13 protein-coding genes are annotated in these 13,282 nt (G+C 52.2%); 6 read left to right on the top strand and 7 right to left on the bottom strand.

What is annotated here, in order from left to right:
* Positions 1–3 precede the first annotated feature (3 nt).
* The gene (locus O4H49_RS00340; RefSeq protein WP_269421417.1) at positions 4–834 is read left to right on the top strand and encodes an NAD-dependent epimerase/dehydratase family protein; all 831 of its coding nucleotides are present in this window, start codon (positions 4–6) and stop codon (positions 832–834) included.
* On the opposite strand, the gene O4H49_RS00335 is transcribed toward O4H49_RS00340, so the two are convergent.
* Positions 818–1,705: a LysR family transcriptional regulator gene (locus O4H49_RS00335; protein WP_269421416.1), complete on the bottom strand. Its 888-nt coding sequence runs from the start codon at positions 1,703–1,705 to the stop codon at positions 818–820. The genes O4H49_RS00340 and O4H49_RS00335 overlap by 17 nt on opposite strands.
* Before the next feature lie 130 nt (positions 1,706–1,835).
* Here O4H49_RS00335 and O4H49_RS00330 point away from each other — a divergent pair, with 130 nt between their 5' ends.
* Complete coding sequence (locus O4H49_RS00330; protein ID WP_269421415.1) at positions 1,836–2,579, top strand: alpha/beta fold hydrolase; 744 nt, start codon at positions 1,836–1,838, stop codon at positions 2,577–2,579.
* A 49-nt stretch (positions 2,580–2,628) separates the two neighbouring features.
* Complete coding sequence (locus O4H49_RS00325) at positions 2,629–3,096, top strand: OsmC family protein (protein WP_269421414.1); 468 nt, start codon at positions 2,629–2,631, stop codon at positions 3,094–3,096.
* Between the two features lie 36 nt (positions 3,097–3,132).
* Here the strand turns inward: O4H49_RS00325 and trpS are convergent, their stop codons facing one another.
* Positions 3,133–4,143, bottom strand: coding sequence for a tryptophan--tRNA ligase (trpS, locus tag O4H49_RS00320; protein WP_269421413.1), 1,011 nt, complete (start codon positions 4,141–4,143; stop codon positions 3,133–3,135).
* 364 nt (positions 4,144–4,507) lie between these two features.
* On the opposite strand from trpS, the gene O4H49_RS00315 reads away from it, so the two are divergent.
* A complete protein-coding gene (locus tag O4H49_RS00315; RefSeq protein ID WP_269421412.1) occupies positions 4,508–5,572 on the top strand; it encodes a bifunctional transcriptional activator/DNA repair enzyme AdaA in 1,065 nt (354 codons plus the stop codon).
* Positions 5,573–5,587: 15 nt separating this feature from the next.
* Positions 5,588–6,364, top strand: coding sequence for an isocitrate lyase/PEP mutase family protein (locus O4H49_RS00310; RefSeq protein WP_269421411.1), 777 nt, complete (start codon positions 5,588–5,590; stop codon positions 6,362–6,364).
* Between the two features lie 23 nt (positions 6,365–6,387).
* On the opposite strand, the gene sthA is transcribed toward O4H49_RS00310, so the two are convergent.
* Complete coding sequence (sthA, locus tag O4H49_RS00305) at positions 6,388–7,776, bottom strand: Si-specific NAD(P)(+) transhydrogenase (RefSeq protein WP_269421410.1); 1,389 nt, start codon at positions 7,774–7,776, stop codon at positions 6,388–6,390.
* Positions 7,777–7,940: 164 nt separating this feature from the next.
* Positions 7,941–9,173, bottom strand: a complete 1,233-nt coding sequence (locus tag O4H49_RS00300; protein ID WP_269421409.1) for an MFS transporter — start codon at positions 9,171–9,173, stop codon at positions 7,941–7,943.
* Between the two features lie 120 nt (positions 9,174–9,293).
* Here O4H49_RS00300 and O4H49_RS00295 point away from each other — a divergent pair, with 120 nt between their 5' ends.
* Positions 9,294–10,154 carry a LysR family transcriptional regulator gene (locus O4H49_RS00295; protein WP_269421408.1) on the top strand — a complete coding sequence of 287 codons (861 nt, stop codon included), beginning with the start codon at positions 9,294–9,296 and terminating at the stop codon, positions 10,152–10,154.
* Between the two features lie 27 nt (positions 10,155–10,181).
* Here the strand turns inward: O4H49_RS00295 and O4H49_RS00290 are convergent, their stop codons facing one another.
* The 3 genes from O4H49_RS00290 to O4H49_RS00280 all read right to left on the bottom strand — a co-directional run bounded on the left by O4H49_RS00290 (position 10,182) and on the right by O4H49_RS00280 (position 13,154).
* Entirely contained in the window at positions 10,182–10,766 is a 585-nt protein-coding gene (locus O4H49_RS00290; protein WP_269421407.1) for a YceI family protein, read from the bottom strand.
* A 136-nt stretch (positions 10,767–10,902) separates the two neighbouring features.
* A complete protein-coding gene (speE, locus tag O4H49_RS00285; protein ID WP_269421406.1) occupies positions 10,903–11,721 on the bottom strand; it encodes a polyamine aminopropyltransferase in 819 nt (272 codons plus the stop codon).
* 104 nt (positions 11,722–11,825) lie between these two features.
* Positions 11,826–13,154 (bottom strand): flavin monoamine oxidase family protein, encoded by a 1,329-nt coding sequence (locus tag O4H49_RS00280; protein ID WP_269421405.1) that lies wholly within the window; start codon positions 13,152–13,154, stop codon positions 11,826–11,828.
* Positions 13,155–13,282 lie beyond the last annotated feature (128 nt).

The following is a 13,282-nucleotide window of genomic DNA, read 5'->3' as shown; positions in this document are numbered from 1 at the left end:
GACATGAGCGAAAGTAAAACAATGGAACGAATTTTGATCACCGGTGCTGCCGGACGTATTGGCCGTGTTCTTCGGGAAGGGCTTGCCTCTCCGCACCGGATCCTTCGGCTGGTAGACAAATCAGCGCTGGGGGATGTCGCCGAAAGGGAAGAGCATTACCAAATCGACGCCGTTGACCTTCACGCCATGACCGGAGCGATGAAGGGCGTGGACAGTGTTATCCATCTCGCCGCCTATCCTGAAGAAGCTCCATGGGATGTAATTTTTCCCCTCAACTATCAGCTGACACATACCCTGTTCGAGGCAGCGCGGATTGAGAAGATAAAGCGTGTCATCTTCGCCAGTTCGGTCCAGGCCGTAGGCTTTCATCCTCTTGAAACGACCATCACCGATGAGGCCCGGTTGCGGCCCAGTGGTTTCTATGGCGTTTCCAAAGCTTTTGGGGAATCACTTGCCAGTCTTTATGCCGATAAATTCGGTCTGTCGGTTGCTTGCGTACGGATTGCTTCTTTTGAGGAGAAACCAACTGACCAGCGTATGCTCTCTACCTGGCTCAGTCACCAGGATGCCCTGCATCTCTTCGAACAGTGCCTCACCGCACCCGAGTTTCATTTCTTCCGGGTTTATGGTGTCTCCAACAATACCCGTTCCCGCGTCGACAACAGTCATGTCGACTGGTTGGGATACCGCCCGCAATCAGATGCAGAGATTTACCTTGAAGAGATTATGGCAGGCGGAGATCCCCTCGGACCTCTCGGAGGAAGAACCCAGGGTGGTGGTGCCTGCGATGTCGACTTTGCCGGGGACATTGAAAAGGCTATGCATGCGCGATAGTCAATTTGCCCCTGAGTGACAACAGATAGTTCCAGACCTTGCTGATCGAGGGACTTTCCAGTGCGCTGGGGTGAGCAAGCATGGTAATGCCTGTAGAGACCAGCGCCGAGGGCCAGGGAATCCGGATCAGCTTTTCCTGTTGGACAGCAAGGTAGTCCGGCAGGAAGGCAATACCCAAGCCCGCCTGGGCGGCACGTGCCTGCACCGCCACATTATCAGACCGAAAGACAATATTTTTCGCCAGCTGTTCAGGCCGGAACAACTGCATGGTATCCAGCCCCATGTACCTCTCTGAAAAGGCAATCAGCAAATGATCTTCGAGATCTGTTGCAGAAGCAGGCCGCCCGCGCCGCTCAAGGTATGTTTCAGATGCCCAGAGGCCATATTCCAGTTCCAACAGCGGCACTTCAAGCAAGCCAGTCGTCGCGCCTCCTCCGGTGCGAAAGGCAATATCAACTTCCCGGCGGGCAACATCCTCAAAATTGTTCCCCGGAGTTAACAAATAAGGAATATCCGGTTCGTTCAGGTGAAAGTCAGCCAGAACCTCGGGGAGCCAATATAACGCAAGCCCGTCTGTTGATGTCAGGCGTACTGGAGGGAGCAGGCTATCACCAAAGCCTTCCAGTTCTCGTTCCAGCCGTCCCGCGCTGGCTACCATGGGCTCGATACGCTGGGCAAGCAGACGTCCATAACCCGTCAGCCGCACATACTTTCCATCACGTTCAAAAAGCTCCTGTCCCAAACGTGCCTCGAGCGCGCCAATCCTTCGACCGATCGTCGGCTGTGTAACATCCAGCGCTCTGGCCGCAGCAGAGAAACTCCCTTGCGTGACCACAGCCTGAAAATATCGGTAATCATCCCAATCTGTCATCGCTCCTCCCATTAATTCATTTTTGTATCAATATTGTTAAAAAACAAATATTTTTAATCAGAATTTTTCTCGTTTATCATCTTGATCCAGTCGACTATTTCCCCCTCTCTGTTCGCCAAAGAGTTATCCAATGATGCGTCCAATCCTCTTTGTTCATGGCCTGTTCGGACACCTCAGAGTGCCTCAGGTCCTGCTCCCCTTTGCCAAGCATGATATCGAAATCCATACCCCTGATCTGATTGGTTATGGAATGTTTACGGAACAGCCAACTAACAATCTTGTCCTGGCCGATCAGGCCGAACACATCGTCAACTATATACAAACACACAACCTTGGCCCGGTTAACCTGGTGGGCCATTCAGTTGGTGGGGCCGTGTCGGTTCTCATCGCTGGAAAAAGACCGGACTTTGTTGCCTCGCTGACTTCTGTCGAAGGAAACTTCACATTGAAAGATGCCTTCTGGTCGGAACAGATTTCCCGGATGCCTCTGTCGGAAGTCGAGAAAATTCTTACGGATTACAAAGCCGATGCCGATAACTGGCTAACAGGATCCGGTGTTGAAATAACCGACTGGACCTCAGCACTGGCACGGGCCTGGCTCGATAACCAGCCCGCCTCCACCATCCAGGCTGAAGCCAGAGCCGTGGTTCAGGCCACTGATGATCCCGAATATCTTGAAATCATCAAGGAGCTTATGATCTCGGATCTGCCCTTCGGCCTTATCGCAGGGGAAAATTCTGCTGCAGGCTGGGATGTCCCGAAATGGGTTCGGGAAATGGCAACACAAGACATTGTTATCCCGGATACAGGGCATCTGATGATGTTGCAGGATCCGGAAGCTTTTGCACAGGCAGTCCTGGACTGCTGCCGATAAGGGCCCGGTCACAAGCGCTCTTCTACTCTCGAGATTACAGGCAAGAAACATGACACAGAACCACAGTTACCAAACACATCTGGTTTGGACGGGAAATCGCGGAACCGGCACAGAAACCTATAAAGCCTATGACCGGGATTACAACATCCTGATTACAGGAAAGCCATCTCTTCCCGGCTCTTCAGATCCAGCCTTTCGCGGAGACAAAAGCCGTCATAACCCTGAAGATATGTTGCTCGGGGCAATTTCTTCCTGCCACATGCTCTGGTATTTGCACCTTTGTTCCGTGAACAAGATAACCGTTCTTGAATATGAAGACCGGGCGACCGCCACCATGAGCATGAACAGCGATGGCAGCGGTCAATTTACCTCAGCCCTTCTCAGGCCAGAGGTTACGATTTCCAAAAACTCTGATCCAGCCGTGGCAGAAAAACTGCACCACAGCGCTTCGGAAATGTGCTTCATCGCCCGTTCCGTGAATTTTCCGATCAAGCATGAACCGATTATCCGACGCTGAGCCCGTCCAAAGAAAGAAGCTGCTCTAGCGCAAGCTCTACTGAAACTGAAAAAGCCCAAGTGCCCGGGTCACCTCTGCATAGGTTGCCTCTGTAATTGCCCGCGCGCGTTCCGTTCCTTCGCGTACCACTTGCTGTACATAGCCAAGATCACGAGACAATAAAGCCCGTCTGTCACGAACCGGGCCAAGAAAATTTTGCAGAACCTCATCCAGCCGACGCTTTATCACGGCATCCCCCAGTCCACCTTGCCGATAGAGTGTCTTTAAATGTTCAACTTCGTCCTGATCCTCATCAAAGGCATCCAGATAGGAAAAAACAACGTTCCCTTCAACCTGCCCTGGATCCTCAATCCTAAGGTGCTTGGGGTCTGTGAACATCTGTTTCACCGCTGCAGAGATTTCATCTGCTGATGCAGAAAGCGCTATGGCATTACCAAGCGATTTACTCATCTTCGCCTTGCCGTTTATCCCGGGCAGGCGACCGGATTTGGGAATAACGGCCGTGACCTCGGGCAGAACGACAAGCCCGGCTGTTGTATTGATCCGCCGGATGATTTCATTGGTCTGCTCAATGATCGGGGCCTGATCTTCACCAACAGGAATCACTGTTGCTTTGAAAGCAGTGATATCAGCGGCTTGCGCAGCAGGATAACAGAGGAAACCGGCAGGAATATCCCGACCAAATTCCCGCGCCCTGATTTCCTCGCGAATGGTCGGGTTCCGTTCCAATCGGGCCACCGTCACAAAATTCAGATAAAGCATCGACAACTCGGCAAGAGCTGGAAGTTGGGACTGCAAACAGATGGTTGACTGTTGCGGGTCGATACCAACGGCAAGATAATCCAATGCAACTTCCAGCACATTGGAGCACACTTTTTTTATATCACCTGTGTTATCAGTCAGGGCCTGCATATCTGCCAACAAGAGATACTGTTCGTGGCTAAGCTGGAACCTGAGCCGATTTCTCAGCGACCCCGCATAATGCCCGATATGAAGAGGACCGGTGGTTCTATCTCCCGTAAGGATGACAGGCTTGGGATGTGACATTTGCTTTCTCCAGATAAAGGAAGCCGCCACATGATGCTGCAAGAAAAGATAAAGCCGCCCATATGGCGGCTCGAAATATTAAATCAAAACATGAAATACCATCGCGCCGCTCCTATTCGGAACGCCACCAATTCAAAGCCTGAAGTGTGCGATATTGTTTCATGATCTTCTCTTAACATCGCAGAAATTACAGTGCAAGCCTGACAGGATTCCCAGATTAAGGAACGACAAAATCGCCTTTAAATCCTTCCAACATGCGAGACTTTATTTAATAACTGCCCGTTTCTGGACGGACAGACGCTAAACAGGAGATTATGGTACTCTTCATCAGTCCAATTACAGCCAGAAACAGATTAGCCAGACCATGTTGTTCCAGTCTCCCGACCATCAAACTCTTTATACGGCTCTGGTCGAACGGAACCCGGCCTACGACGGTCGCGTTTATGTCGCAGTCAGATCTACAGGGGTTTTCTGTCGCCTCACCTGCCCCGCTCGCAAACCAAAATCAGAGAACTGTCAATTTTTTGAAAGCGTCGCCGAATGCATTGACGCCGGATATCGTCCTTGTAAACGTTGTTATCCTCTGGCCCCCGCTGCCGAAACAGATCCTTCGATCCAGAAACTTCTGAGTGCTTTGGAGCAGAACCCCGCCTACCGCTGGGGTGAGGACGACATTATAAAACATGGCCTGGACCCTTCTACCGTCCGACGTCTTTTCAAAAGGCACTTTGGCATAACCTTTCTCGAGATGGCCCGGCGTTCGCGAATCAGGGATGGTTTCGAGACGATTTCCAACGGGGGGCGCATGATTGATGCCCAGCTTGATGCCGGCTTTTCTTCGCCCAGCGCCTTCAGGACAGCCTTTGCCAAACTGCTGGGCACCACTCCGGCCCACTTCACAAATGACGCACTGCTCAGAGCTGACTGGATTGATACACCTCTGGGGGCTATGGTCGCGGTCAGTGACAAATCGGCCCTGCATCTGCTGGAATTTGCCGACCGTAAGGCCTTGCCAACAGAACTGCAAAAACTGCGCAAGTTAACCCGAAACAATCTCGGTTTTGGCCGCTTTGACCCAACGGATCAGATCGAAGCCGAACTCTCGGCCTTTTTCCAGAGTAAAAAACAGGAATTCACAGTACCTCTGGCTTTACATGGCACGCCTTTCACCCGGCATGTCTGGCAGGCCCTTCGCGAAATTCCTGTCGGCGAAACCCGTAGCTACAGCGACATTGCCCGCAGGATCGGACGCCCCACAGCCACACGGGCCGTCGCCCAGGCCAACGGCGCCAACCAGATTGCCATTGTTATCCCCTGTCACCGTGTCATTGGTGCAGATGGATCCCTGACCGGGTACGGTGGCGGGCTCTGGCGCAAGCAAAAGCTGATTGAACTCGAACATCGCGTTTCCTCTGAACTTCAAAGATAGTTTGCAAAGATATCCATGACTGAAATTCAAAAAACACAAATCGAGAAAGCACACAAGTTTACCGCTCTCCACATCAAAGGAGACCCGCTTGTGCTTTACAACATCTGGGATGCCGGCACCGCCAAGGCTATTGCCGAAACAGGGGCCAAAGCCATTGCAACAGGCAGTTGGTCCGTTGCTGCAGCACAGGGATATCCTGATGGCGAGGCCATCCCGCTGGATCTTCTGACAACCATCGCTTCACGAATTGCGACAACAATCGACATTCCCGTCAGCATAGATTTTGAAGGCGGCTATGCAGAAGATTGTGAAGCTCTGGCACACAACATCACCCGGATCATATCTACCGGCGCTATCGGGATAAACTTTGAAGACCAGCAGGTCGGTAAAGCCGGCCTTTATACGCTTGATATCCAGCAAAAACGTATCGCTGCCATAAGACAGGCTGCCAATGCACTTGGCCTGCCGCTCTTTATCAACGCGCGGACCGATCTCTTTTTACAAGAAACAAATCGCAACAAACATACCGGAATGATCCAACAGGCGATTGAACGCGCAGCTGCATTCAAAGAGGCCGGGGCCAGCGGCTTCTTTATTCCTGGCCTGGTCGATGCTGAATTGATTGCCTCAATCTGTGAAACGGTCGATCTGCCGGTCAATGTCATGAAAGCCGAAGCATCACCCAACCTCACGACACTCGCCTCTCTCGGGGCATCAAGAATAAGCTATGGCCCGGGCCTCTATTTTCAGCTCATGAAAATGCTTGCGGAGAGTTATCAGAGCATCCGTTAGGCAAAACAGTTACCCGAGGCCTTCTAGTGAGGCATACGGTTCCAGGCATCGAGTGCCGCAACCTTATAGGCCTCTGCGAGTGTTGGATAGTTAAAGGTATTCTCGACGAAATATTCGAGAGTACCTTTAAGATTCAACACCGCCTGACCGATATGGATCAATTCGGTCGCGCCTTCCCCAACGATGTGCACCCCCAGTAAACGACGGGTCTTGAGCGAGAAGATCATTTTCATCATCCCGCTGCTCAGCCCCATGATCTGGCCACGGGCTGTTTCCCGGAAATGACAAACGCCACATTCATAGGGGATTCCCCGTTGCTGGACTTCTTCTTCCGACATGCCCACCGTCGAGATCTCGGGGACAGAATAAACCCCGTAAGGAAAGTATTCCGGCGCATCATAGGCGTCTTGGTCAAAGGCATGACAGGCAACAATCCGGCCCTGCTCCATTGAGGTAGAAGCAAGGCTCGGAAAACCGATCACATCCCCTGCCGCGTAAATATGTGGTACCTCGGTCTGGAAATGTTCATTGACCTTGATCCGCTGGCGGTGGTCTGTCGGCACCCCCGCCTTGTCGAGCCCCAGCTTGTCTGTTGCCCCCATACGTCCGGCCGAAAACAGAACCATATCTGCCTTGACGATGCGTTTGTTTTCCAGATGAATAATACTGCCACCACCGACAGTCTTCTCGATTTTCTCGACACCCTGGCCGAAACGGAAAGTAACATTCTGCAAGCGGAGCAGATGGGTAAATTCCGCGATGATTTCCCGATCGATAAAGTCGAGCATGGTATCGCGTGGTTCAATAACGGTGACCGTTACATCCAGGGCGCTGAAAATCGTGGCATACTCGATGCCGATCACCCCAGCCCCGATCACCGCGAGTGAGCGGGGAAGATTTTTCAGTTCGATAATCTCGTCACTGTCGATAATCGTTTCCCCGTCAAAGGGAATATAGTCCGGGCGGTGTGGCTGTGTTCCGGTCGCGATCAGGATCTTGTCACCCCGCACCCTGGTACTCTCGCCTGCGTCATCCACAATCTCGAGGGTATTGGGGTCGATAAAATGGGCCAGACCATGGGCCCAGTCGACCTTGTTGCGTACGAATTGGTGTTCGAGATTTTCCACCTCATGCTCCAGCGTCATATGCAGACGCTCAAGCAGATCAGCTGCCGTAATGTTGTCCTTGACCCGATAAGAGCGGCCATAGAAGGTGCGCTCGCGCCAACCTGAAAGGTTCAGTACTGTCTCACGCAAGGTTTTGCTCGGGAGTGTTCCAGTGTGAACCGATACCCCGCCAATGGCCGGGCTTTTTTCAATTACCAGTACCCGTTTGTTCCACTTTGCAGCTTGCACCGCCGCGCGTCGTCCCGAAGGGCCACTGCCAATCACAATCAGTTCGTATTGTTCCATCTTCCCACCTAACAACCTTGGACACTCTGCAAAATACGGGATTTGTTATGAAAGACAAATTAATACTGCCCATTAAAGACAGCTTATCCTCCCCATTTGCAGGATTGTTATAGGGCATGAACAACTCGGAGACGATTGATCTCCATCAAGGAGGGAAGGAATATCTACTCCGCCGGAGCAGCGATCTTGTCGATCACCCGGTCCTTGCCAACACGGGGGTGAACACGCGAAGCAATCCCCACGATCCCGAACATCAACGCCCCCGTAGCAAGGAAAACAGCAGAAAGATCAAAAGACCGCAACAGAAGGGCATAGACACCAGGGGGAACCAGCTCGGAGGCATCCCGGTATGTCATAAAGACAGATGTCATTTCCGAGCGTTCTCTGGGACGCACCGCAACCATGAACGGCAAGTTGCCGATAGCATCCTGAAACGACATTCCCAGGGCTGCGATCAACAAAAGGCCGACACCGAGATAGGCATAGCCATTCATAAAGGCCACCAGAGACGTCCCTGTTCCCGCGACAATAAAGGCAATCATCAGAACTTTGCGCGCCCCGATCCGTCGGGCAATTCGCGCCCAGATCGGCAGCAAGAACAGACAGGCATTCCCGCCAGAAACAATCAGCCCGCCGATAATTTCGCCCAATCCTGATTCAACCGCATAGATTGGCGTATAGATAAAAAACATCGACCACCAGGATGCCCGGCAAAAGGCGATGATCCAGGCCATATTCAGACGAGGTTGCCTAATAAACTGCCGGATACTGCTCAGAGGGTTTGGCGCCCGCCGTCGGCTGCCCGCGGTAATGGCCAAGCCGCCGCCCAACCGCAGACACCAGAAATAACCGAGCATGACAGCCGCACAACCGGCACTGACCGCGAAGGGAGCCCACATGCCCCACCACTGCATCAACAGAGCTCCACAAACGGGTCCCACAGACCAGCTCAGCGCAGAATAAAAAATACGGGTGGGTTCAGATCTGCTGAGATCCCGACGGGCAATGAAATCGAGAATATAAAGGTTCATGCAAATAGTCGTCGAGACCAGCCCGACCACACGCGCGATCATCCCGATCACTAGGCTGGTTTCATCTTCCATCATCAGGAAAAATGCGGCAATAATAAACCCGACAGCCCCAAAGGTGTACACCCACCGCCGGGGAATGATGCCCACAATCATCGGCAGGAAAAGTGCAAAAACCATTCCGACACAGCTAGCTGTGAAATAAAGAACGCTGACCTGCTGGCTATCCCCCAGAACACGGAGAAGCTGGATTGGAATCACCGAAGAGATAATTGAACGGGAAAGTGATTCAGCGGCAAATACCAGAGCAAAGGTTTCTGAACCAGGGCGTGTGGCATTCTGCAACCACACGGGGTGGCGCACAAACATAACGACTCTCCAAAGCGGGCTTGATTTTACTTAAAAACAAGTTTCTGGAAATTACCGCTATTTGAAAAGCGATATATGTTGATATGATCAATCGATTTTCTCGATATCAATTACAGAACCATGAATCTCACACACCTCGAAACCTTTCTCGAAATTGCAGAAACCGGCAACTTTAACAAGGCCGCAGAAAACCTGCATGTCACACAGTCAACTGTCAGTGCCCGTGTCAAAGCCTTGGAAGACTCGCTTGGACGCAGCCTTTTCAAACGCAACCATAACGGTGTCGAGCTCAGTCCGGCTGGCCGTCAGTTACAACGCTATACCGCCAGTATGCTCCGGCTCTGGAAACAGGCACGACATGAAGTTTGCCTGCCACCGGGCCTGAACGCCACTCTGGCTTTGTCGTCCCAGTTCAGCCTCTGGTCACGACTGATTTTGCACTGGATGCCCTGGATGCGACAGCACGCCCCCGATGTAGCCTTGCGCTTGGACACAAACTATTCCAACGCCATGATGCGTCAACTCTCAGATGGCGTGCTTGATATCGGTGTCATGTACAGTCCTCGACAAATTCCGGGCTTGAGGATCGAAAAGCTGCTCGAAGAACAGCTGGTCATGGTTTCCACCTCTCCATTAAACGAGCCGGATGACTGGCGGAAAGACTATATCCTGGTTGATTGGGGTGATGTTTTTCGCAACATTCACAATGAACATTTTCCCGATATGGCCACCCCGCCGATTTATGTCGGTCTTGGTGATCTGGGTCTGCGATATATTCTGGAAAATGGCGGAAGTGGCTATTTCCCCATGCGCGTGGTTCGCCCCCATCTCCAGATTGGAGAACTGTTTCTCGTCCCTGATACCCCCACCATTCAACGCCCTGCCTATATGGTCTATGCCAAAAGCTCGAACAACAAGGCCCTGGTTGATCAGGCGCTTGATGGCTTGCGGATTATTGCCGCTTCCGAAAGTGAAGAATAACTCTGCCTGCTTCAGGAACCATTTTGCTTAATCTTCCGAAGCCCGCAAGAACTCGGCAGATATCTGTAATTTCACTTCGTCGCCAATCGCCGGCACCAGATAGCTGATTCCAAAATCCGAACGCCTGATCGTCCCTTCGGCCGAGAAGCCCAGCGTATACTTACCGCTGAGCAGATTGTTCGCGCCACCGTTAAACGTCACATCAAAAGTAACCGGGCGGGTTATGCCCTTAAGAGTAAGATCCGCGTGCAATCTGGCCGAATTATCCCCAGTTAGGATAATTTCCGTGCTTTCCAGATAGGCTGCAGGATAGGTAGCGGCATCAAACCAGCTTGGTCCTTTTAACTCTTCGGCGAAAACCGGATTGTTCACATCCAGACCCGCGATATCGACTTCAGCAGACAGTCTTGTTGTCAGTGGTTTTTCGGGATCGAAATCCAGCGAGGCATCCAGCACGTTGAAGCGCCCGACGTATTCGGAAAAACCAAGATGGTCGAGCGAGAAAACCAGACTGGCATGGTCAGGATCAAGTCTGTAGGTCCCTTGCCTCCAGGCGGATACTTCTTTTACCTGATGACCAGAGGGGATCAGGCTGCCACAACCTGCCAGCAAAAAAATGACCGTAAAAAAAACTGATCTGCTTTTTCTTGTAACCATTGTCTTCCGATCAGACCATGGGGTTCTGAAGCGTGGCAATAACCTGATGACTTATATGGGCAGCGAGCGCTTCTTACACAAGCTTTTGGATTCAGGGTTCCAGATAAAATGCCGCTTTGTGGGAGCGGGCAGAATAGTATCTTGTCACGGGTTTAGTGCGTTTTTCCAAAGCCCCTGTTTCTGCCAGCTGCGACAGGTCATGTTCGTCACTGGCCCAGGAAAAGGCATGCAATCCACCGATGTACGTCGGGACCGCGGCATAATAGAACCCGCCAAACCTGAATTTTGCCTGCATGCGTTCACGCATATGAACGACAACAGAATCCTGAAACGCCGGGCAGCCAGCCTGTGCAACCAGAATTCCCCCGGGGGCAAGGCGGTCTTTACAGGATGCATAGAAGTCATCAGTAAAAAGGCCTTCGCTATTTTCATCCGGATCCGTCGAATCAATGATGATCACATCGAAAAGCTGATCGGTTTCAAGCAGAAAGCGGGCCCCATCTCCGATGATAAGATTGACACGGGGATCATCATAGGCGCCCTGCTGGATGGAGGAAAAGTGCTCCTGGCATAGCGCAACGAGCGCCCCATCCAGATCAACCATTGTAACGCTTTCCAGATCCTTGTGCTTGACCACTTCGCGTAAAATCGTGCCATCGCCCCCGCCAATAATCAGCACTCGTGTTGCGGTCGGGTGAGACATCACGGCAACATGAGTCAGGCTTTCGCTATAGATGTGTTCATCAAACTCGGTCAACTGGACAGCACCGTCGATTACCATAACCCGCCCCAGCAGATCATTATCAAAGATCTGAACCGACTGGAAATCAGTATTTCCTTCATAAACGCGGTGATCCATGCGGATAACCTGACGGATTTCCGGGTGGATATTTTCCTCGAACCAGAGCATGTCCTGCAACTTTCTATAAGCGATGGGCTAGCCGGAAACATATCCCCAGGCAGCAAGCAAGTCCAAGGGTTTCAATTGTCTCGCCAATCTGCCTCGTTAATTATTCAGGATAAGATCGCCGTGGTCTCTTCCGCGGCCTGAAGTCCTGTCAGATACGCGCCCGGTGCCATGGTTGCCCACGGCCCGTGCAGGGCCTCTCCGGCAAAGAACAGACGCTCCGCCAAAGGTCGTCGGGCTTCCTCCCGCTGATGGTTCTGTCCAACAGTGGAATAGGCATAAGCCCCTCGTGCCAGCGGATCTGCCAACCATCGGGTAAAGTGCCCCTTGATAAACATCTTCCTGATATCTGAGCCCCAAATACCCGCCAGTGTTTCCAGTGCCATTTCACAGGCGACCTTCTCTCCGTCTTTGTCAGCGGTCAGATTCCGGGCCAGATCCCCGCCAACGAAAACCGTGTCCATAGCCTGTCCATAAGGTCGCAATACATGATTGCGCCAGCCTGCTCTTGGATCCTTTGCCAGTTCAGGAGGCAGGTGGTCCCGGATATAACAGCTGGCCGTATTCATCTGTGGCAGCAACTGATTGAAATCTTCCGTAAACTGCAGGGTCACCTTGTCCAGAACCGCCATGGGCAGCTGTTGAAACGCTGTCATTTTCCAATCGGGCAACTGCGGTTCGAACTGTAGGGTTTCATCAGCGATTATCTCTGTGGGTACCGTGATAATCACCGCCTTGCAGCGCAAATCCCCCTGATTGGTCAGCAACCTGACACCAATCCCACTCCAGTCAACTTTCTCGACCCGGGTATTCAACTGGACCGGCACCGGTCCAAGGGCTGTAAAAACCGCTGTGGCCATACCACCGGGAACCATCCACTCTGTCCCACTCTCATGCTGGGTCTGATAATCTGCGACCGACAGCTTTTCACTTTCAACCCCGGCTTCAAACTCACCTTTTCGCAGTTGGGCCAACCCATCCCACTGGTTTTTCGGTGGCCTGAGATCGTGAATGGAAATATCGCCCTGCCCGGCAACATCATACCTGTTCAGGTCATCGAACAGAGCATCTTCGGCCTGATCAAGCGCGGTTAGATCAATGCCTTTTACCGGATGGCCTTCGGAATAGAAGAACTCGTCCCCTGCCCCGTAATCAAAGATACTAAAACCTGCATCCTCAGTTACCAGCGGCGTGAGCGGGTTAACGTCTGCGGAATGTAACCACGTGCAACCATGATCATAGGCTACACCAAAGGTGGTACTTTCTGTAAAGGCCCTTCCGCCGATGCGGTTACGGGCCTCAAGCACCAGAACCGAAACCCCTTTTTCCTGCAAGGCCCTTGCTGCAGCAACGCCTGCAATCCCGGCACCAATCACAACCACATCAGGATCTGAAGGCAGAGGCACACTAAAGGGCCGTGCAGAAAACAGCGACATAGAAACCTCAATGCAGGGAGGAAAGAGCTTCGACAATACCGTCCACGCGATAAGGCATTCTTCTTTCCGTGACAAGCCCCTTCATCTCACGGCAAACCGATGCTGCAGACCGGGAGTCGTCACGGAAA

Origin of the sequence: Kiloniella laminariae, assembly GCF_027214005.1 — a bacterium.
GTDB classification, from domain to species: Bacteria; Pseudomonadota; Alphaproteobacteria; order Kiloniellales; family Kiloniellaceae; genus Kiloniella; species Kiloniella laminariae_A.
The sequence above is the reverse complement of the archived record's forward strand: the minus strand, read 5'-3'. Positions and strand labels throughout refer to the sequence as shown.